Here is a 20,056-nt window from a genome sequence, read left to right on the forward strand (position 1 = left end):
TTAGAACTGCTATTGAATCTTTTGTATTTGCTCGTAATAGCTATCCATTTGGACAAAGCTCATACCGATCAAAGGAATGACCAAATATAAAAAGATAAGACCGTACATCGGAGCAAAACCGATCAACCTTCCCCAAATGGCCTTGCTATCTATAATTTTTTCATACTCCTGTTTTCTTTGTTCAAAATAGTAGGACATATGGGAATCCAAATCGTCGAAAGCCTCTCGAATCGTAATTTTGCCCAAAGACAGATGCAGCTTGTCCACCAAGCGTTGAAATTCGGGCAGTGGCGCTTCTTCTTTCAACAAGTCAAGTGCTGCCTCAGGCCCGTGCTCATAATGAAGCAAGCATTTTTGTAAAGGTCTTTTGAAAATAACCGAAAAACGGTTTAGCCATTCCAATATTTCCTCAACAGACATTCGTTCCATGGCTCGCAAAATCGAAATGACCGTCTGAAACTGGTAAACCTCATGCCTCATATCCAAGCGCCGCATTTTTCGCTGCAAGTACAATAAAAGCATAGGCATCTGATAGGCTACATACCCGGCAACCAAACTGATCAGTACTTCCCACCACTTGATGTATTCCGCGTTCCACGCTTCCAGCTTTTGCAGGATACGACGCGTATTTTCGGAAAGCTGCTCCGGAGTATATCTGCTACCAGAAACCTGCTTCAATGCTGCATACGTCTGCTCATAGGTGCTGTCTGCCCTCATGTTTAGCGCATGCATCATTTTGCGGTCAATCTCACTCTGCTTGAAAGCTTCTTTTTCCTCCGCTGGACCCAAACGCCCAAACATTTGTCCCGATTGAACCGGAGCGTGAAGAATATGTGTTTCCTCAGCTTGATGTAAAATAAATACCATGCTAATGCTGAGCACCAATCCTGCGATAAAAAGAGTGATTCTGCGTATGTACAGCCACTCCAGCTTGACCTCTGCACCGCTTTCCTTTAGCAGCCGGGTCAGTTGGAAATAAGAAGGCATATGCTGCTGCGGAATTAAAGCATCCACCACATTACGAATAATGGGGAAACGGTACAGCTTTTGCTCCCAGACCCGCCGTCCTTTGCCCGAACGATATCCAGTCTCATCGGTCTGTTGCAGCTTTTGGAGCAGGAAGTAAGATACTATAATTACAATATAGACGGACAATTTTGTGATAAAGCCCCATTTCCCCTGATAAAACTCATCCATAGATGGAAAGCTGGACCTTGCCCATCTTTCGATTGGCATTGTAAAGAAAACAGGTGCAAGTGCGATCACATTTAAACTTTTGAGCAGGTAGTCCAGTTTATTTCTCCGCAGCAGTTCCAGTTGGATTTCGCGCGCAAGACTGCCAAGTCCCTTTAAATAAATGGAGCCTCCCTCTTCAATCCGGTCACCAAACTCCATTACCATATATGAAATACCGGCAAATGCTTTTAAAAACCGATTAGGAGCGGACTCATAGTATCTTTCCAGCGCTTCGTGCGGATCAGCGTCCGTCAGCGCCTCATGAATAAGTCGCGCATGCCTTCCAGCCTCAGCCCCTGCCAAATCGGCCGCCTCGGATATTGCCTCTTCCACCATGCCGTGCTGATGATAATGATGGCGTACATTGGCGAACAATTCGATCATCTGTGCAAGCAGCCTTTTTTCCATCCGGCTAATCGCCATATCCAAAATGAGACTATTAATCACCACTCCGCATAACAGAGCCAGTACGGCAAACTCTAGCCCCGGTTTCATCATAAGCAACACAACGCCGCTACAAGCAAAAGCCACCCAGATGAACAGCGTCATTTTCATCGTCTCAAGGCGAAGCTTATATTCATCGTAAGCGTGCAAACCGGATAATCGCTTGCGTACACTCGTGATATACCCGGATGTAACAGGGAATCTCATGCCTAGCGTGTACAACTTGTGCATTCCAGATTGCATGTGCCGTTGCAGCACTGCTTTTCCCTTCCGTCCCTCTCGCACAGAATGAATTCGCCCTCCGCGGAGTGCATGACCATTGCGCTTACGCAGCCACCACAAAGCCACATAGAGGAGCGCAAAACATCCACCCGAAAAGAGCAAAACCCACAGTAAAATTACTTTAAGACTCATAGGCTTCCTCCCAATAGCGAGTCAGGAATCTGCGAAAATCTCCGGCATCCTTGACGTTCATCTGCTCACACATTTCTTCTGCGCTTTTGACTGTTAGAGGCTCGATTGCCATATATCTCCCATTCCGATATTCCATAACATGACGATAGCTATAACTCGACGCAGAGCTGGAGCCTGAATCTATATGATCGGAATCGTGCGGCACACATTCTGTAATCCGTTCAATATATCGCCGTCCCTCAGCATCACGCTTGAGATGCACATCAAAGTTAATGACATGAACGACCTGTTCCTCAGCAATACCTTCATGCTGAAACACTCCTGTTTTAAGCAGTGAATTACGAAGAGAGAACACAAGATCGCGAAAGGTTTTGGCGTGATGGGTAAAAATGGTGAACAGACTGGCAACCTGCGACATTTGAATCATCCATGCGGCTACCTCGTCACTCGCTACTTCACCAAGGATATTGACGGTTCCATCTGTCTTTTTCTGCAAATCGAGCCCTTGTTGCCCTGAAATATGATCCGTTTCCCGAAAGGTCAGAATGTTACGGCGGCTGTAAATGCTACGCAGATGCAGCTCAAAGGCCATTTCCTGCACACGAAGCGTATACGAAGCGTAAATATGCTTGACCATCGCCATCAGCAACGTCGTTTTACCTGAACCTTGCGCTCCGGTGATTGCTGTGATGCGGCTGCCTTTCATTAAATAAGAAAGTAACTGTATCGGAAACTCGGCATTTTCTCCCTTAATTAATTGCCCAAGCGATGCGCTTTGAATATCAAATTTACGGACAAAGAAAGCCCACGATTCTGAAAAAGGAGGTCGTACCACAACAACCCGTGACCCATCCTTCATTTCGTTCACCTTATACCCATTTGCTTCGGAAAGCTGTCCCGGGTAATTGTATTTGTAAATATTTTGGCACACCCTTTTAAGCTCCCGCTCTGAACCGAAGGAAAGGAATGAAAGGTGAATGGTCTTGCCTTTATAAAAAATCCATACACTCTCATAACCATTCGCTATCGGTTCAGATGTTGGTTCGAATGCATATTGATCCTGAGGCCAATCGGCCGATACAGGGATTCCGCCTTCCGGCACACCGCTAACGCCCCCACTGACACCGTCGATCCGCTGGTCACGAATATCATCAATGACGGAAAAGCCTTTATAGTGCTGATAAATCCGCTGCACAATAATATCTACCTTCTCCAGAAAGGAGAGAGGGCGATGCTCACAGTCATAGATATAGCGGATATCCTCTGCCGTGATATGATAGCTTCCATCCTCTTCATCTTGCTGCGAATATCTCATTTCCGCCAAATCATAAGTATCCAGCAAGCGAGACAGGGCATCGACACCAAACTTTTGCTGATATTGGTAAAATACAATTTCGAATTGGTCCTGTACGCTAAACAACTCTGGTCTGGAGAATGGCATAACGGTATCAACGATCTTTTCATTCAAGCCATAACCGTTAATCAGCAGCTCAGCCATCAAATTTTTAACAAAACGTTTGTCTCCACTGCTGCCATTGGCACAGTCCTTTAACGCCCTGCGCAGTTCGGCCCTTTGATGGATACGCCGCCTGTATTCCTCCTCATGTAATCCGGCATCCGCCATCTGACTATGACTTAGCTCGTGCAGCGCATTTTTGATATACTCCATCAGCACCTCCAATGTGGCATCTTCACTCTCTGGAGCTACTCGAATAGTTGAATGCCGCAAGCGAAGGCTTCCTCGGTATTTAACGATAACCAGTATGATACACAACAGAATGATGCAAGTAAGAATTAGCCCGTTGATCATTTGAGGGGAGAGCATTTAAGCGCCCCTCTCCAAAGCCTTGAGCCGAAGATCGGACTCTGCCGCCTCCAGAATAGCCTTGCTAATCTGCCGTATGCTCTGTGCCCATCCCACTGGCATAAAAAGCTTACGGTCCTTCTCTTTCCCGCTTCGTACATCCCGCTGCACATGACCTATCACGTCTCTGCGGTTCCACGCATCCATAAATTCGGTGCTATAAGGAACGGTATGGAGTGCTCCCTTGTAGCCATATCTCCTGCGAATATTCGTCACATTTGCTTGAGAATGGACATCATATTTCCCAAGCACGATCAATAGCGGCAATTCCGAGTAAGTAGATAATGGAGACACAGATTCAAAGTAGGCATCCAGCTCCCTCATATTTTGAGTTAGCGAAAGAACCGCCAGCTTGGATCGCACACATGCTTCATGCTGTACAGCTCCCCATCCTGCTCCACTCCCTGCATCAACCAGCGTCAAATCATAATACTGATCCGCCGTATCCATCACTGCTCGTACAAGAGCAGAGGATAACAGGGGCGGAGCGGCTCCAAAGCTTGAGGTTCCCTCAAGCACATCGAGAGTCTGCTCCAGTACAGGCGTCGTATAATTGCGAATATTTTCTCTGGATAATGTCCCTCGCAGAGCTAATCGTGCAAGAGCATCCCAACCTCCCTCCTGAAGCTGTAAGCTTGGATTGTCCATCCGATGTTCTTGTATGGGAAATCCCGACTCAATCCCGCTATGTCTGCGCCCCAAATGGGTCAGCAGCAGTCGCCCTCTATAAAGATTACCTATAGTAACAGCTATGGATGCCGCCAAAGAACTGCTTCCACTCGCTCCCTTAACCGGGCTCCAAAACAAAATGGTACTCATGCTTTCCTCCTCTCCGCACGCTTTAACGCATGACGGCTCTCTTTGGGTTCCCAACCCATTAATTCTCCAATACAACGACTCAGTTCTTTCTTATACATTCTGGACAATGGCTTAAGCTTCAGCTGTTGTTTGTGCTCATTTTCCAGCTTCAGGGCAAGATGCCCTTCATCCCATGGCAGTATATACGGCTCCTGCTGCCAAGAGGCCGGAAAGCGGTTCATGTATTCCCACAAATACGGCTCCTCCACGCCACAATCTACAGCCTGTATAAATAACTTGTGAAATACAAGATTCTTCGGAAATTCAGGTTGACTAAACAAACGCTCAAGCCACACCTGTCCGTTGTCCATTAACATCCGGCTATAGTCACTGACCCAAACCCGCTGTTCTGCCTCTTGCCAAACAGATACGGGGAAGAAATCAGGTGACTCTACATCCAGAATAACAATGTCATAAGTCAAACCTGCTTTCCGATCAGCCATCATAGCGATATGCAGATCATCCCAAGATGTAAAACCCGTGGCGACATCAAAATCGCCAAACTGCACAATGGGAAGTGGTTTGTCGAGCATCCCTATGCTGTATCGATACTGTCCTCGCAGCGTAGCATCCACAAGTAATACCTGTTGACCGGATGCTGCCAATATACTGCTGATGTATAACAAGGTATCGCTTTTATCACATAGCCCGGCAAATATCCAAGTTTTCATACGTTTGTCCCTTTTCTCTGATTTATTTACTATATGGATCAGAGCTTCCGCTCTGCGTCAAGATATCTGCTTGTTCTTTGGCATCCTGTCCGTTTTCAAATCCGTCCCCTGTACCTGTGTTCTCATTCAAAGCTCCACCTGAATTCGCTCCCGCATGCTGTGCCGCAACTTCCTCACTCAGGCTCCTTTCTATAGGTGTCGATATAACATTGTTTGACGCACTAAGTGCATTTTCAAGAGAACCACGCAACTGCTTGGTCAGCTTTTGTTCAGCAACGCGAATCAAATTAGGATCACTATTCATTAACTCTATCACCTTCGAATTGGGTGGATATGTTGGAATCGCCTTCGGCTGGAATTGCGAATCGACATAGGTTAATGCATAGATAGATGCTTTATGCAGATAGGCGTCAACAATCCCACTCGAAAGCGATAATATCTCCTGCTCATTCAACGTAACCCAGATGACCGGACCTTCCAGCTTGGAAATTTTCTTTTTGGCTAGCAGAATATAATCCTGGCCCGTTGGAAATTGAATACGAATATCTACTTCGTCTCCGGCTTTGAGGCTGTTTGGGAGGACCACCACCTTCAGCTCCCGATTACGTAAGTCTTTAGATGTAGGTTCTTTGGCAGTAATCATAGCTGATGTAAGCACGGACCCTTTTTTCAGCTCAATTTTAGCCGTGGTGCCGGAAGCTTCATTTTTACCCGAAACCAAATTGGCTGGAGCCTGAGAGCCAGGAACCGTGATTCCCTTCAAATCACTAGGCGTAATCTGTTCACCCGGAGAAATGTCACGAACAACAATCCAGCCCTTTTTCGCGGTTCGTTGTTCTTGCTCATAACCTTTCCATTTTTGTGCTGCCTCTGCTTCGGCCTGTTTCCTGACATCATTTAATTGATGGGTGTTAATTATAAGGTAGCTCGCGAAGACAACGCCAACAATACCCGCACCAATACAACCAGCGTAAAGCTTTTGCTTACTGCTTTTTCTTAGCTTGGACACACAACTTCTCCCCTGCCTTTTTGATATATACCTTTTATCTAGCGGTGACTGCGTTTGAGGAATCCGAAGCGTTTCTTTCGGGTATCGGGAATGGCCCCACGAAACATCTCATCCAGCACCTGATCCATCTCTTCTTCCTGCTCAAATGGATCGGAATGGAACGGTAAAGCAAATACTTGGTCGTGATCTAATTCCTTACGTAGCCTGCGTACAGCCTCCGATGCTGCCAGCGGCAAGCAGTAATTCCATTTATGCTGTGGGTGGCGCTGAAGTGAGCGGGACAGCCCGGCTATATCCTGAATTCTCCACTCGGCTCCAGAACCGACCACTAGCGGGTAATCCGCTCTCAAAAATTCTTCCAGCCGCTCATTGTCCTGCCCACTCCCCAAATCAAGCACGATAAATTGGTAAGAGCCACCCAGTAACGCAATGACATCCGCACGGGATGTTTGCCGCCAATAATGTACTCCATCTACCTCAAAGCGCCGACTTGAACTCGCTCGCCCAACGGGTACTCCGTTTACCACTTCTTGAAGCCGGGCAAATGCTTTGGCTGTACTATGCAGTTCGACCAAAGCCACTGAACGGGACCTTCGTGCCAGATAGTGGCTCACCGCAATCGCTGTGTGCGTTGCACCGGAACCAGAAGACACGCCCAGCACAGCTACAACCCTTGTACCTCCATATTCGATAGAAGCATCGCCAACGGACACTCCTTGTTGAGCTGACTGAAAATCTGCACTGCGTCGAAGCTCCCCAATCACCTCTCCGGCAGACTGAAATCGCTCCCCTGGATGATGACGCAGCAGCTTACGAATCACCGGGATCAAATGACGAGGTAATTCTCCACGAATATATCCTTCTACTCCGGCCGTCCACTCGCTATATTTGCCACCTGTACAGAGATACAACAACAACGCTCCCAAACTGTACAAGTCCGAGCGGGCATCCGTTTGGCCTGCTCCATATTGCTCCGGGGCTGCGAAGCCCACTGTGCCCAGCTTTACCGTATCCTGATTCATCTCAGCCTTATAGCTCCGCGCTATGCCAAAATCAATCAGCTTAAATTCCATTTCCGGTGTCAGCATAATATTCGTTGGTTTCAGATCCCGGTAGATGACAGGGGACTGGCGAGTGTGCAAGTAATCCAGCACATCCAGCAACTGCAAAGCTAATGGAACAATTTGCTCCTGCGGAATATGGCCTTGGTAACCCTTCATATACGCTTCCAGTGTAATTCCTTCAATATAGTCCATAACCAGATATACCGCCCCGGATGGCGGATGCTCGAAGAAGTCAACAATTCCCGGTAATCGTGGGTGGCTCAGCGAAATCAGCATCTCAGCCTCCGCGCGTACAAGCTTCATCATTTGCGGGTCGGCAACGGACTCCTTCACAGCCCATTGCTTACCTGGCAGCTTCAGATCCTCTGCCATAAACACGCTACTCATCCCTCCCGTACCCAATGTGCGGACAATCCGGTAACGCTCACCCACAACCGAACCGTATTCCAAATACGATTGTTTTTTCATCTCTCTTGCCTCCTTTCTATAAGCAAACAACACAAAAAAGGGAAAGCCTACCGCAAAAACACAATCTTCATGTCACCATGAAAACGATGTTCGCGGGATGCTTTCCCTTTATTTAAACGTGGTTATTATATTTTAAGGAACAATTTGGGTTTATTATATAGCACACCTATACCGATTGTAAAGCATTATTTTCCATACTTGATCATATACAATGTAATCTCATCCCGGTTATGGAATAGCTGCTTGGCCCGCTGGATCTGCATGCCGGACTGCTCGAACGAAGCGATCACATCATGAATAAGCGCCAAAGGCTTTTTATGCATTAGCTTGACCGTTACGATGGCAGTACCGCCGCTGCGTAAACTATACAGCAAATCAGTGACAAGCCTTGCCATCTGCTTTGGACTCCAACTCATATCACAGACCAGCAGATCAAATGTATTTTCTTTGAATTTGACCTCACTCGCATTTTTACGCAAAAAAGTCAGATTGGCATACTTCATCAACGAAGGCTCCATCTTTGCCGGATCAACCGCCGTTACTTTGAGTCCACGCTCCAGCAAAAAGGAAGTCCATCCACCCGGCGCCGCCCCGATATCCAGTCCTTGATGAAAAGCGCTAAAATCAATGCCAAACGTCGCTTCTGCTTCCAGCAGCTTGAATTTGGCACGAGAGATTTGCCCGTCCTCTTTTTGAAAACGAACTGCGCCTCCGCTCCAATCCGATAGATTATCCTGAGGATGCGACACACCTGCATACCATGTATCCGTATCCGCAAAAACGGACACAATAACCTCTGCTCCCTGCACCGTAAGCTCCATAGGAAGATCACTTAATTGCTCACTTAAAGCCTGCTTGAGCGCACCTGCGCTTTCAGCCCAACTACTGTCAGCTCCTTTGCGCACCTGCAAAGAAACGCGCTGATCTATCAGTTCTCGGCGGTTACGGATAAAAGCAACCAAACGCTCCAGCACCTGAGCCAAATCCGTACCTTCCTCCTGAAAATGCACAGGAAATAAGTGACGCAAAAACATTGGCGGCTGACCCGTAATCGTTCCCACAGCCTCACTTGCATCCGCAGGTAATGTAGCCAGAAAAATTTCACCAGGTAAAAGTATTGTGCTTTTCACCGAGCCAAACATTCTTCTAAGCTCTTCCTGGGCATAGGGTGCAAAACCATGGTTGGCCGTGCAAACAAATCTTGACGATGACAAAGCGGTTCCACCCTGTTCATCTGTACTCATATATATTTCCTCCAAAATAACGTTATCCTCCAGTGCACACCCGAATCCAGGGACGGTCTCCATCCCAATCCAGCTCAACTGGAACTTCATAGGTATGCATAATCAATTCTTTCGTTAAAACCTCTTTTTTCGGTCCGGCTGCTGCCACCTTGCCATCACGAATAAGTGCCACATGGGTAAAGAGGGGAACTATCTCCTCAATATGGTGGGTTACATAGACCACTGACAAATCCCGCTTGCGAAGCCGATCAATTTCAACCAGCATTTTTTCCCGTTCAAATAGATCCAGTCCCGCGCAAGGCTCGTCCATAATCAGCAAACGAGGCTCCGCCATCAACGAACGAGCGAGCATTACCTTTTTGCGTTCCCCCTGAGATAAAGTACCCAACGGATGATTCATCAGCGCACCTAAATTCATCCCCTCCAGCAGAGATACGGCTTTTTCCTTTGTCTCTGTCGGAATCTCCTGATAAAAACGCAAAAAAGCATACGCTCCAGTAGCAACTACTTCCCATACCGGATCTTTTAAAGCCAATTTTTCCAGCAACGTCTGGCTGATATATCCAATCTGCTTGCGTACTTCCCGTACGTCACATTGACCATATGTTTGCCCAAGCAACTTTGACCGTTCCGCGACTTGGAAACATATAGCCTGTCATCATTTCCAGCAATGTTGTTTTACCAGAGCCGTTACGCCCCAGAATGGCCCAGTGCTCATTTACCCGTATTTCAAGATTCACATCGTCCAATATTCGGCTTTCTTCCCGCTGCAATGTGATGTTCTTCATGGATATCATTCCACCACGCTCCTTATCCTGCTCAGCAAGTGTTCCACAGATTCCATTTTGTAGATGATTTCAGGACTTCCGTTCTCACCGTTATATAAAAGAAGCGCAGGAACACTGGAAATCCGGTGCTCCTGTACCAGTTCAGGAATATAGTTAATGTTGCTTTGCACCACGACTCCTTCGGGGAGCAAATGCTCTGCCACTTCCAGCATCCGCCGGGCAGCCGCGCAGGTTCCGCACATGGGAGTGTACACAAACAAAGCCAGCTTGCACCCCTCCCATATGGCGCGACTCACCTCCTTTTGTCCCAACTCCTTCATCGTTCCGACTCTTTTCGGATCTCGCGCATGCGTTCCTCCGGTATCGGCCCGTTATGTACGGTGACTCCTTCCGGCTTATTGACATATAGCAGCTCATACATGACTCGTCGGCCCTCCGCACTGGAAGAATGTAAATAAATTTCACGGGGATACAACTGGTTCCCTGCAATGGCAGCAGCCACATCTTTCCCTGTTGGCTGACCCGGTCCCAAATCATAATCCAGCGATAGCACCGAAATCGGGTATTCATGAAGCAGTAACAAACACTCCTCCGCATCCCTTGCCAGCTTAAAACCCGGAGGACAAGGCCGATAATCGTCCATAAACAAATGCATTAACGTCTCCTCCTTTTTCCCAAGGATGCAAGCTTCCTAAGCCTTAAAGATGAAGAACATCCGCCAAACTGTATTACTGCCAGCTTAGGATTAATTGAATATCTTCGCGATGGGTCCCATCAGGTCCCGTTTCACTTTCCAAAACGACTGGAATGCCCCTTACAGGCTCCTGTTCCGTCATCCAACGCATGCCCTCCAGACCAATACAACCCTGCCCGACACGCGCATGTCTGTCTTTTTTAGAGCCATACGGGTATTTGGAATCGTTTAAATGAACTCCACACAGGGCTGGCCAATAGCCCATACGATCCCCTTTTTCGATCAACGCCTCATCACGTCCACCGTTCCACAATCCTGCTGCATACGCATGACAGGTATCCAGACAAAAGCCGATGCTATCAGGATATTGACACAACTGGCGAATTTGCACCATTTCCTCCAACGTGGTTCCCATCGGACCGTGATCCCCTGCCTGATTTTCAATCAGTATTTTAGCCTTTCCCTGCCATCCTTCCAGCACATCATCAAGACAACCAATGATATTTCGATAGCCCTCCAGCGGATCAGACGCATGGGTATGCCCAAAATGAACGACAATCCCCTTTGAGCCACAGGCTTCAGCGATATCCAGATCGTTTCGCAATGAAGCAACTGTCAGCTCATAAAGCTCCTGCCCGCGTTCGCGCTCGTGAGCTGGATTAACAGGATATGGCGAGTGGCCAATAGATTGGATTTCATGCTTTACAGAGTAAGCTTTGCAAGCAGCCGCATCAGCAGCATTCCATTCCTTCAGCCTAAGACTACGTGGATTTTTCGGAAAATATTGAAAAGAACGTCCACCCTGCTCTCGTGCACGTACAGCGGCTTTGGAAAAACCACCTCGCGTACTAACATGAGAGCCGATCAGCAGTTTAGGCATCATGCTGCTGTACCGGGCAATAAAATGCTTTTTTTCCCGCCAGCTCAACCCTCACAATTTTCCCGCCACTTGGAGATTCTTCTCCCTCACGGTCATATACCCGACACTGATGATCAAAGCCGCCCGTTAGCGTATCTCCCTCCATCAGAGGCATTTCCATATAACCGCCTTCCGCAGTAGCTTCACGAAGCACGGATTGCGTAGCATGATACAGCTTTTCCACTTTTTCTGGCGATTGTACGATGTTTTGTACTTTGGAACCAGGTGTAAATCCGGCGATAAAAGCAATTTCGTCCGAATAACAATTACCGATACCGGAAAAAACATGCTGATTCACCAGCGTTGTTTTCAAAATACCCCGACGTCCCTTCAGACGTGCTGTGAACTTTTCCAATGTCATACGACGATCCAGCGGATCAGGTCCGAGGTCTGACATCGCCTCTTCTGTTTCTTTAGCCGTCAGCAAGTGCAGGTAACCCAAGCGCAGCCCGATAAAATAAAGCTTTACTCCACTGAAATCCAGTTCAATTTGAACCGTGCGATCAGGACGCTGCTCCTCCGTTCCCAGATACAACAGTCCTCCCAGCATCAGATGCAGCACAAGCCGCCCACCCGTGTTCATATGAAAAATCAAGTGCTTGCCTCGACGCTCCATATATACAACGGTTGTTCCCAGCAATTGCTTTTCAAACGTTTCCACTTCGGTATTAATGGATTTCACACGGTTAACCGTCACTCCGGTAATCGGAATGTCCAAAATTTGTTTTGACAATAGCGTTCTGTAGTTCTCCATCTCAGGAAGTTCCGGCATGTCAACATCTTTCCTTTCGTAGCTGCAAATCACTTTTGATTCTTGCAGATTTTTTTAAAAATGTATATTTACTATTACTTAAACTCTTCCTGGAGCCAATCCTGCAATTCATCCAGATTGTCAAATATCAGGTCAGGTTTTACTCCAACGGCACGCATATGTCCGTCCATATTAGCGCGGGTCGAAACACCCGATAGTATCAGAGCTGTTTTGCAACCTGCCGCCGCACCTGCCGCAATATCGGTAAGCATATTATCGCCCACAACCAGGGCTTCATCCGCTCTAATGTTCAAGCGATCCAGCGCATAGTTCATTAACACGCTTGAAGGTTTGCCGATGACGATGGGCTTTACCTGTGATGCCGCCTCAATCGCAGCTCCAATCGTTCCTGCCCCCGGCGTGAGTCCATCTTGTGAAGGTAATTGGAGATCCGGGTTTGTCAAAATAAAAGTGGCTCCTTCCCGAATCCATCGCATAGCAGCAACCAGCTTATCATATGTAAATTGGCGATCTATCCCCTGAACCACATAATCAGGATGATCCTCAACAAGCTGCAATCCAGCATCCGTGAGTGCCTGACGTAATCCCGTTTCACCAATACAATATACTCGTGCTCCAGGACCTTGCTGTGCAACATATTGTGCAGCAGCCAGCGCCGAAGTACATACTTCATCACTAACCGCTTCAATTCCCATACTTACCAAATGCTCAGCTACCGACTCGGGTGTGCGTGAAGCATTGTTCGTAACATAAGCGTATGGTATCTGGTTCGTGCGCAATTGGGATATGAGCAGATCCGCACCCTTGATCATCCGGTCCCCATGATACAATGTTCCATCCAGATCAATCAGTAACGATTTTATCGTAATTCCCTCCCGCACTTCAAATCAATTCATCATAACATTGAAATTATAATTCATCCCATGAATGATGTTCACCTTCTTATTTAACCACCTTAATCATTCAGGTCATAAAATAAGTCGGCCCTTCCATTTCATCTTATCTATCTTAAGTCAAAAATACGTATGAAGTCCATGAATTGCTGATAAACCGTTCAAAATAATGCCATTCCTCGCTAAAAGCCGTCGCTTTCCCAGGGAATAAGCTTACATCTCCGTCGAAATCCATCGAAGATGCCTAGTCTTCAAAGGAAATTTCCTGTATTGCCTGAGCCTGCTCAAAATACAACCCCCTTAAAATTCGATATATAGAAAACCGGATATGACACGCCTCCACATGTGGTATTACAAATTCATTCGGTCCCACCCATATGTCGTCCTCATCTCTTGTCGCATCCTGCGCTTTCCCGGAAAATAATTTCACAGGAAAAACAAAGGCGCCGGAGCAAGCCCCGGCACCCATACACGTCTATCTTCTATAACTACCGTTTAAGAACCGATATCGGGCACTGGTAACAACACATGCTGTTCCGCCAGCAATGAATTAGGGAATACACTCCGTGCTTCCTCCAACAACGGCTGGAGCTGCTCCTGATCTTTATATCTGGAACTAAAATGCGTCATGATCAACTGACCCGCACCTGCCGCTTTTGCTGCTTCCGCTGCCTGGAGCGCTGTACTGTGATGATATTCATACGCCGTATCTGCCAGCTCATGCAGAAAAGTGGCTTCATGAACGACAACCGTTGCATCCTGAGCTAGTACTACGGTATTCAGGCAAGGTCGAGTGTCACCGAGAATGGTGATGATACGTCCTTTTTTCGGTGCACCCAATACATCCTGGGGATGAAGCATGACTCCCCCCTCCACCTCTACGCTTTCTCCACGTTTCAGCTTACCATACACCGGGCCGGGCTTGATTCCGTATCGCTCCAGCAGCTCCTGATTGAGCTTGCCGGGCTTATCCATCTCTACAATACGATAACCGTAGCTGTCAATACGATGATCCAGCAGAGCCGACTCCACACGGAATTGCCCGTCATCAAACAATAGTCCTCCCGTATGCTCCACAATATGTAGTTGGTAGTTGATACGGGATTGGCTGATTCCCAGCGATAATTCGATGTACTGTTTGAGGCCAGGCGGCCCGTATACCGTTAACGGTGTCGTACCTCCCTGATACGCCCTGCTCGACAGCAGGCCTGGCAGACCAAAGAGATGGTCTCCATGCAAATGGGTAATGAATATTTTTTCAAGCCTGCTTAGCTTAAGCGGCGAACGTAGTACCTCCTGCTGAGTTCCTTCGCCGCAATCAAACAACCACATGCTTCTTCGTTCCTCCAGCAAACGGAGTGCGATGGACGTCACGTTTCGCTGGATCGTAGGCACACCTGCATTCGTGCCGAGAAAATAAAATTCCATGACTTTAACCTTCTTCCTGCTGACCAGCAAAAAACCTCCGAAGCTCGGAGGGTCTTTGCTATCCCATCTGATAAAGGCGTTATACCTTTTCGACGTTAAAATACTGGGCCTGAGGGTGACTGAACACCATGGCTGATACAGAAGCCTCCGGTTCCATCATAAACCCTTCCGTCAGCTCAACGCCAATATCCTCAGGTTTCAACAGCTGGAACAATGGTCCCTGATCCTCCAGATCAGGACATGCCGGATAGCCAAAAGATACCCGTATGCCCTGATATCTAGCCCCATGCCGCTGTTTCATCGTCATGTCTGCCGAGTCCGGGAAACCCCAGCTGTCCCTTATAATATGATGAAGTCGCTCGGCGAGTCCTTCTGCCACTTCCAGCGCTACCGACTGAAGTGCATGAGAGCGTAAGTAATCCCCTTTTTCTTTCCATTGCGTGGAAAGCTGCTGAATACCATGACCCGCCGTAACAACCATAAAACCTACATAATCCATAACTCCAGATTCCACCGATTTCAAGAAGTCAGCCAGACATAAATAAGGCTCTACTTGTTGACGCGGAAACGTAAATGTGTGCAGTACCTTGCTCACATCTGATGGATCATAAACCAAAATCTGATCTCCCTGTGACTGCGCCGGGAAGAAACGGTATACAGCATGTGCCTGAATAATTCCATCCGTAACGGCTTCAAACATGATGCTATCTACGGTTTCCTTCAACTGAGTCGCTTTCGGATTCCCCGAAGCCAGCAATTGCTCTACATTTCCTTTTAATCCAAGATGGTGCCCCATCAGCATCTGCATATTCACATAAGGCAAAATATAATTGAGCGGATAGTTACGCAGTACATGACGATCCGTATCCGGCGGAATATAGACGGGCAAATCCTGAGCGATTTTAGAGCGAACAGCCCGGGTAAGTTTAGGCAACGGCTTGGCTTCCACGACCGTTGCGGCTTCCGCTTCCCGTTCAGCCTCCATTTCCTCAGCCATTTTCTTGCGGGACTCAGGATTCATCAGCTTGTTAGCTATATCCAAACCATCCATTGCATCCTTCGCATAGACAACCATTCCGTCATACTCGGGACGGATACGGTTTTTCGTAAACTTACGCGTCAAAGCAGCTCCGCCAACCATAATCGGGATATCAATATTCGCATTTTTCAAATCCTGTGCAGTCAACACCATCTGTTGAGCCGATTTAACAAGCAAACCGGATAAGCCAATCGCGTCGGCCTTTTCTTCACGGTAAGCCTCAATAATGCGTTCTGGTGGTACTTTTATACCCAGATTCACAATATGGTAACCATTGTTGGATAGAATAATCTCCACCAGGTTTTTACCGATGTCATGCACATCACCTTTGACCGTAGCCAGCAAAATCTTTCCTTTTACCGAGGATTCATTTTTTTCCATATACGGTTCCAAGAAAGTAACCGACGACTTCATAACTTCAGCGCTTTGCAGCACCTCTGCAACGATCAATTCGTTGTTGTTAAAGAGACGTCCTACCTCTCCCATCCCCTTCATCAGCGGTCCATTAATAATCTCCAGCGAAGAATATTTGGCAAGCGCTTGCTCCAGATCCGGAATCAGTCCCTCCTTACTGCCCTCTACTACATAGGAAGCCAGCCGCTCTTCGAGCGAGAGATTGGACACCTTCTCTTTTTTCTCCACTTTCTTATTACGGAAAGCAGCCACAAAAGCGGATAAAGTATCGTCGTTCGTTTTATAAATCAGGTCTTCGGCGAGCTTCCGTTCATGCTCGGGTATCGAAGCATAACGTTCGAGCTTCTCCGTATTTACAATCGCATAGTCCAAGCCTGCTTTGGTACATTCGTATAGATAAACGGAATTGAGCACTTCACGACCCGCCTCCGGCAAACCAAAGGACACGTTACTGATACCCAAAATGGTGTGAACTCCTGGAAGAGCTTCTTTAATAATCCGAATACCTTCAATCGTTTCCTTAGCCGAACCGATGTATTGCTCATCACCTGTTCCTACGGGAAATACGAGCGTATCAAAAATAAGATCCTCGGGTGCCAGACCGTAACGGTTCACCAGCAGATCATAAGAACGCTTGGCCACCTCAAGCTTATCCTCACGTGAAATAGCCTGACCACGTTCATCAATGGTTCCAACAACAACAGCCGCGCCGTATTTATGAATAAGAGGTGCCATTTTCTCGAATTTCTCTTCACCATCCTCCAAATTAATGGAGTTAATGATCGCTTTCCCTTGCGAATATTGCAAGGCGGTATCAATGACCTGGATATCCGTCGTATCAATTACGAGAGGAACCTTTACCTTATTCACTACCAGCTTCAAAAAGGCTTTCATATCCGTCATTTCATCTCGGTCCGGGTCCTGTACACAAATATCTATGACATGTGCTCCGCTCTTTACCTGAGCCCGGGCAATCTCAGATGCCTCTTCATATTTGCCTTCCACGATCAAACGCTTGAATTTGCGGGAGCCTAGTACATTCGTTCGCTCACCAACCATATAGGGACGATTTTCCTGTTCAATATATACAGGCTCAATACCGGATACAGCCGGTGGGTGATGGCCTTCCAGCGGACGCGGTTCAAACTGAGCCATACTTTCACTCATAACCCGGATATGCTCAGGCGTGGTACCGCAGCAGCCCCCTGCGATATTCAGCCAGCCTTTTTCGGCGAAAGCAGCCATTTTACGGGCCAATGATTCAGGAGATTCATGATATTGACCGTTTTCATCGGGCAGACCTGCATTCGGATAACAGCTAATCGCTGCTGAGGACATATCGGAGAGAGAACGAATGTGATCCCGCATAAACTCCGGTCCTGTAGCACAATTCAGCCCGATTGACACCGGGTGCAAGTGTTCCAGCGAAATGCAGAAGGATTCGATATTTTGCCCTGCCAACGTCGTTCCCATCGGTTCAATCGTTCCCGAAATCATTATGGGAAGCTCCATACCCGTCTTCTCAAAAGCCTGCCGAATTCCAATACTTCCGGCTTTGACATTAAGCGTATCCTGCGAGGTCTCCAAAAGCAGGGCATCCACGCCGCCTTCAATTAGCGCCAAGGCTTGCTCTTCATAGCTCTCGATCAGCTCCGCAAACGTAACACCACCTGTCACGGATAATGTTTTCGTCGTCGGTCCCATGGCTCCTACAACAAAACGAGGCTTGTCCGGTGTGCTGTACTTATCCACTGCGTTACGCGCCAATCTAGCTGCAACGAGATTAATCTCACGGGCACGCTCCGGTATATCGTAATCCGCCAAAACAACGGATGTCGCTCCAAAAGTATTCGTTTCAATCAGGTCTGATCCGGCCTCCAAGTATGCTTCATGTATCCCTTGAATGACATCAGGTCTGGTCAAGACCAACATCTCGTTGCAGCCCTCCAGCTCTTCCCCGCCAAAATCGTCGGGGGAAAGATCCTCTTGCTGGATCATGGTGCCCATGGCCCCATCAAGAATGAGTATTCTTCGTTGTAATGCATCCTGTAAGCTAACTTTATCCAAAATCTCTTCACCCCCGCAAAACGTTAAATCCTAGTTTAGCAGAAACCGTATCATTTAGATAGATTGAAGTAAAAACATACGTTTTATACGGCTTCTTCTGCACAAAAACGACTCTCGATATTCATTTTTACAGTTTGTAGTATAAAATGTTTGCAAACCTATATTGTACAACGATTCAAGACATGATATTCTGTATACAACATTAAACCAAGTGGAAAAGAGGGATAACCTATGGCTGAAATCTTAATACGCAATACGAATGTACGAATTAGCGATGAAGACAAGGTACGTGAATTTTTGGAGAGTCAAGAGGTATTGTACGAGCATTGGGATGATTCCAAGCTGTCCGGGGAGCTGCAAGAAAACTTCACCCTGACAGATGAGCAAAAAGTGGCTGTTCTAAGCACTTTTGAAGCCGAAATCAAGGACTTAGCCGCCCGCCGTGGGTATAAAATATGGGACGTTATCACCTTGTCCGAAGCAACGCCGAATTTGGACGAGCTGCTTGCCAAGTTTGAGCAAATTCATACCCATACCGAAGATGAAATCCGTGCTATTGTAGCAGGTAAAGGCATTTTCATCATTAAAGGTCCTGAAGAAATCGGATATTTTAATGTTGAGCTTTCACCTGGTGACGTTATTTCCGTACCAGAAAATATTCCTCACTTCTTTACCTTAATGGAAAATCAGAAGATCGTCGCAGTACGTTTGTTCATCGAAGAAAATGGGTGGATTGCCGAACCGTTTGAAGATCCATCGTTTATTAAGGCATAATACTATAATACGAATCCATCCTAATGTGGATAAAGCAACTCCCTCTGCTCTGAGATACCTGAGCGGAGGGAGTTTTTTGGGCTTGTTACTATAATAAGAGCCGAAAAGCACTTACTTAAACGTTTGAATAATTCCATCCAATTCGGACAGATGCTTAATTTCGAACTTTGGCTTGATTTCTGTAGTATTGGTTTTGGCGTTGCGGTTCACCCACACGGAGTGCACACCTGCCGCCAGAGCCCCTTGAATATCAGTCGTCAGCTTATCCCCCACCATTAAAGCATGTTCAGGCTCAATACCGAGAAGCCCCAAAGCATGCTGAAAAATAGACGGGTCCGGCTTACCTTTACCAAACGAACCTGAAATAACAACGTGATCAAAAAATGGAGCTAACTGCGGAACCCCATCCAGCTTTTCCTGCTGTAGATCAGGGGAGCCGTTTGTCAACAAAAGAAGCTTATACTGCCCTTTCAATTGCTCCAGAATCTCAAACGTTTCTTCATAAACATGGGGACGGGTACGTCTTTCCAAGGCAAATTGGGTTGCCAGCTTTTGCGCTAACTCTTCATTATCTATCCCCAACTGTTGGAGACCTCTACGCCAAGATTCCTTTCGATAAGCAGGGGCCAACTGTTCCAATTGCCGGAACTCAGGCTGCTCTCCTGCCGTAAAATTCGCCCACAATCCCTCAAACGGATTAATGCCAATCAATTGAGTAAAACTAAAGGTTTCATAAGACTCATACAAAGCACGCGCTTCCTTGCGGACTGCTTCTTCCAAAGCTTTCGAATCAACGCCTGCTTCCAGGGAACCTGTCTGGCACGTCGCGTCAAATGCCTCTTCTACGCTGCGCTCATCCCACAGAAGTGTATCATCAAGATCGAACATAACCGCCTGAATCGTCATCTGAATTATCCACTCTCTTTCCACTTTATATGTACGCTTGTTCTGCCTTGTTGCGTCTACAAGCATTCCAATCGTTATGTGCCCATATTA

Annotated in this window: 16 protein-coding genes and 1 pseudogene; 1 reads left to right on the forward strand and 16 read right to left on the reverse strand. The window is 47.1% G+C overall.

The window, feature by feature from the left end; translation table 11 throughout:
* Positions 1-9: 9 nt before the first annotated feature.
* The 15 genes and pseudogenes from QD47_RS22710 to metH all read right to left on the reverse strand — a co-directional run bounded on the left by QD47_RS22710 (position 10) and on the right by metH (position 18,286).
* Positions 10-2,094 carry a hypothetical protein gene (locus tag QD47_RS22710; RefSeq protein ID WP_044648266.1) on the reverse strand — a complete coding sequence of 695 codons (2,085 nt, stop codon included), beginning with the start codon at positions 2,092-2,094 and terminating at the stop codon, positions 10-12.
* Complete coding sequence (locus tag QD47_RS22715; protein ID WP_044648267.1) at positions 2,084-3,919, reverse strand: ATPase, T2SS/T4P/T4SS family; 1,836 nt, start codon at positions 3,917-3,919, stop codon at positions 2,084-2,086. The genes QD47_RS22710 and QD47_RS22715 overlap by 11 nt, the downstream gene beginning before the upstream one ends.
* Entirely contained in the window at positions 3,920-4,777 is an 858-nt protein-coding gene (locus QD47_RS22720; RefSeq protein ID WP_044648268.1) for a hypothetical protein, read from the reverse strand.
* Complete coding sequence (locus tag QD47_RS22725) at positions 4,774-5,487, reverse strand: hypothetical protein (protein WP_044648269.1); 714 nt, start codon at positions 5,485-5,487, stop codon at positions 4,774-4,776. The genes QD47_RS22720 and QD47_RS22725 overlap by 4 nt, the downstream gene beginning before the upstream one ends.
* Positions 5,488-5,509: 22 nt before the next feature.
* Positions 5,510-6,496, reverse strand: a complete 987-nt coding sequence (locus QD47_RS22730; protein WP_044648270.1) for an SAF domain-containing protein — start codon at positions 6,494-6,496, stop codon at positions 5,510-5,512.
* 38 nt (positions 6,497-6,534) lie between these two features.
* Positions 6,535-8,028 (reverse strand): serine/threonine protein kinase, encoded by a 1,494-nt coding sequence (locus QD47_RS22735; protein WP_044648271.1) that lies wholly within the window; start codon positions 8,026-8,028, stop codon positions 6,535-6,537.
* A gap of 185 nt (positions 8,029-8,213) precedes the next feature.
* Positions 8,214-9,272, reverse strand: coding sequence for an SAM-dependent methyltransferase (locus QD47_RS22740; RefSeq protein ID WP_044648272.1), 1,059 nt, complete (start codon positions 9,270-9,272; stop codon positions 8,214-8,216).
* Between the two features lie 22 nt (positions 9,273-9,294).
* Positions 9,295-10,069: pseudogene (locus QD47_RS22745) on the reverse strand (ABC transporter ATP-binding protein).
* Positions 10,066-10,380 (reverse strand): thioredoxin family protein, encoded by a 315-nt coding sequence (locus QD47_RS22750; RefSeq protein ID WP_044648273.1) that lies wholly within the window; start codon positions 10,378-10,380, stop codon positions 10,066-10,068. The pseudogene QD47_RS22745 and the gene QD47_RS22750 overlap by 4 nt, the downstream one beginning before the upstream one ends.
* Entirely contained in the window at positions 10,377-10,715 is a 339-nt protein-coding gene (locus QD47_RS22755; protein WP_044648274.1) for a cyclic-phosphate processing receiver domain-containing protein, read from the reverse strand. The genes QD47_RS22750 and QD47_RS22755 overlap by 4 nt, the downstream gene beginning before the upstream one ends.
* A 73-nt stretch (positions 10,716-10,788) precedes the next feature.
* A complete protein-coding gene (locus QD47_RS22760; protein ID WP_200893496.1) occupies positions 10,789-11,637 on the reverse strand; it encodes a deoxyribonuclease IV in 849 nt (282 codons plus the stop codon).
* The gene (locus tag QD47_RS22765; protein WP_044648275.1) at positions 11,627-12,445 is read right to left on the reverse strand and encodes an Fpg/Nei family DNA glycosylase; all 819 of its coding nucleotides are present in this window, start codon (positions 12,443-12,445) and stop codon (positions 11,627-11,629) included. The genes QD47_RS22760 and QD47_RS22765 overlap by 11 nt, the downstream gene beginning before the upstream one ends.
* Before the next feature lie 74 nt (positions 12,446-12,519).
* The gene (locus tag QD47_RS22770; RefSeq protein WP_082067273.1) at positions 12,520-13,326 is read right to left on the reverse strand and encodes a TIGR01457 family HAD-type hydrolase; all 807 of its coding nucleotides are present in this window, start codon (positions 13,324-13,326) and stop codon (positions 12,520-12,522) included.
* Positions 13,327-13,833: 507 nt separating this feature from the next.
* Positions 13,834-14,766: a ribonuclease Z gene (gene rnz / locus QD47_RS22780; RefSeq protein ID WP_044648277.1), complete on the reverse strand. Its 933-nt coding sequence runs from the start codon at positions 14,764-14,766 to the stop codon at positions 13,834-13,836.
* A 79-nt stretch (positions 14,767-14,845) separates the two neighbouring features.
* The gene (gene metH, locus QD47_RS22785) at positions 14,846-18,286 is read right to left on the reverse strand and encodes a methionine synthase (RefSeq protein ID WP_044648278.1); all 3,441 of its coding nucleotides are present in this window, start codon (positions 18,284-18,286) and stop codon (positions 14,846-14,848) included.
* Between the two features lie 231 nt (positions 18,287-18,517).
* On the opposite strand from metH, the gene QD47_RS22790 reads away from it, so the two are divergent.
* Positions 18,518-19,060 (forward strand): cupin domain-containing protein, encoded by a 543-nt coding sequence (locus QD47_RS22790; protein ID WP_044648279.1) that lies wholly within the window; start codon positions 18,518-18,520, stop codon positions 19,058-19,060.
* A gap of 111 nt (positions 19,061-19,171) precedes the next feature.
* Here the strand turns inward: QD47_RS22790 and QD47_RS22795 are convergent, their stop codons facing one another.
* Positions 19,172-19,966 carry an HAD family hydrolase gene (locus tag QD47_RS22795; protein WP_200893495.1) on the reverse strand — a complete coding sequence of 265 codons (795 nt, stop codon included), beginning with the start codon at positions 19,964-19,966 and terminating at the stop codon, positions 19,172-19,174.
* Positions 19,967-20,056 lie beyond the last annotated feature (90 nt).

This window comes from Paenibacillus terrae (genome assembly GCF_000943545.1).
Taxonomy (GTDB): Bacteria; Bacillota; Bacilli; order Paenibacillales; family Paenibacillaceae; genus Paenibacillus; species Paenibacillus terrae_A.

What these genes read in the sequence shown, in the direction of transcription:
- QD47_RS22710 (WP_044648266.1), bottom strand. Translation starts at nt 2,094, where the DNA reads ATGAGTCTTAAAGTAATTTTACTGTGGGTTTTGCTCTTTTCGGGTGGA.
- QD47_RS22715 (WP_044648267.1), bottom strand. Translation starts at nt 3,919, where the DNA reads ATGCTCTCCCCTCAAATGATCAACGGGCTAATTCTTACTTGCATCATT.
- QD47_RS22720 (WP_044648268.1), bottom strand. Translation starts at nt 4,777, where the DNA reads ATGAGTACCATTTTGTTTTGGAGCCCGGTTAAGGGAGCGAGTGGAAGC.
- QD47_RS22725 (WP_044648269.1), bottom strand. Translation starts at nt 5,487, where the DNA reads ATGAAAACTTGGATATTTGCCGGGCTATGTGATAAAAGCGATACCTTG.
- QD47_RS22735 (WP_044648271.1), bottom strand. Translation starts at nt 8,028, where the DNA reads ATGAAAAAACAATCGTATTTGGAATACGGTTCGGTTGTGGGTGAGCGT.
- QD47_RS22740 (WP_044648272.1), bottom strand. Translation starts at nt 9,272, where the DNA reads ATGAGTACAGATGAACAGGGTGGAACCGCTTTGTCATCGTCAAGATTT.
- QD47_RS22750 (WP_044648273.1), bottom strand. Translation starts at nt 10,380, where the DNA reads ATGAAGGAGTTGGGACAAAAGGAGGTGAGTCGCGCCATATGGGAGGGG.
- QD47_RS22755 (WP_044648274.1), bottom strand. Translation starts at nt 10,715, where the DNA reads ATGCATTTGTTTATGGACGATTATCGGCCTTGTCCTCCGGGTTTTAAG.
- QD47_RS22760 (WP_200893496.1), bottom strand. Translation starts at nt 11,637, where the DNA reads ATGATGCCTAAACTGCTGATCGGCTCTCATGTTAGTACGCGAGGTGGT.
- QD47_RS22765 (WP_044648275.1), bottom strand. Translation starts at nt 12,445, where the DNA reads ATGCCGGAACTTCCTGAGATGGAGAACTACAGAACGCTATTGTCAAAA.
- rnz (WP_044648277.1), bottom strand. Translation starts at nt 14,766, where the DNA reads ATGGAATTTTATTTTCTCGGCACGAATGCAGGTGTGCCTACGATCCAG.
- QD47_RS22790 (WP_044648279.1), top strand. Translation starts at nt 18,518, where the DNA reads ATGGCTGAAATCTTAATACGCAATACGAATGTACGAATTAGCGATGAA.
- QD47_RS22795 (WP_200893495.1), bottom strand. Translation starts at nt 19,966, where the DNA reads ATGACGATTCAGGCGGTTATGTTCGATCTTGATGATACACTTCTGTGG.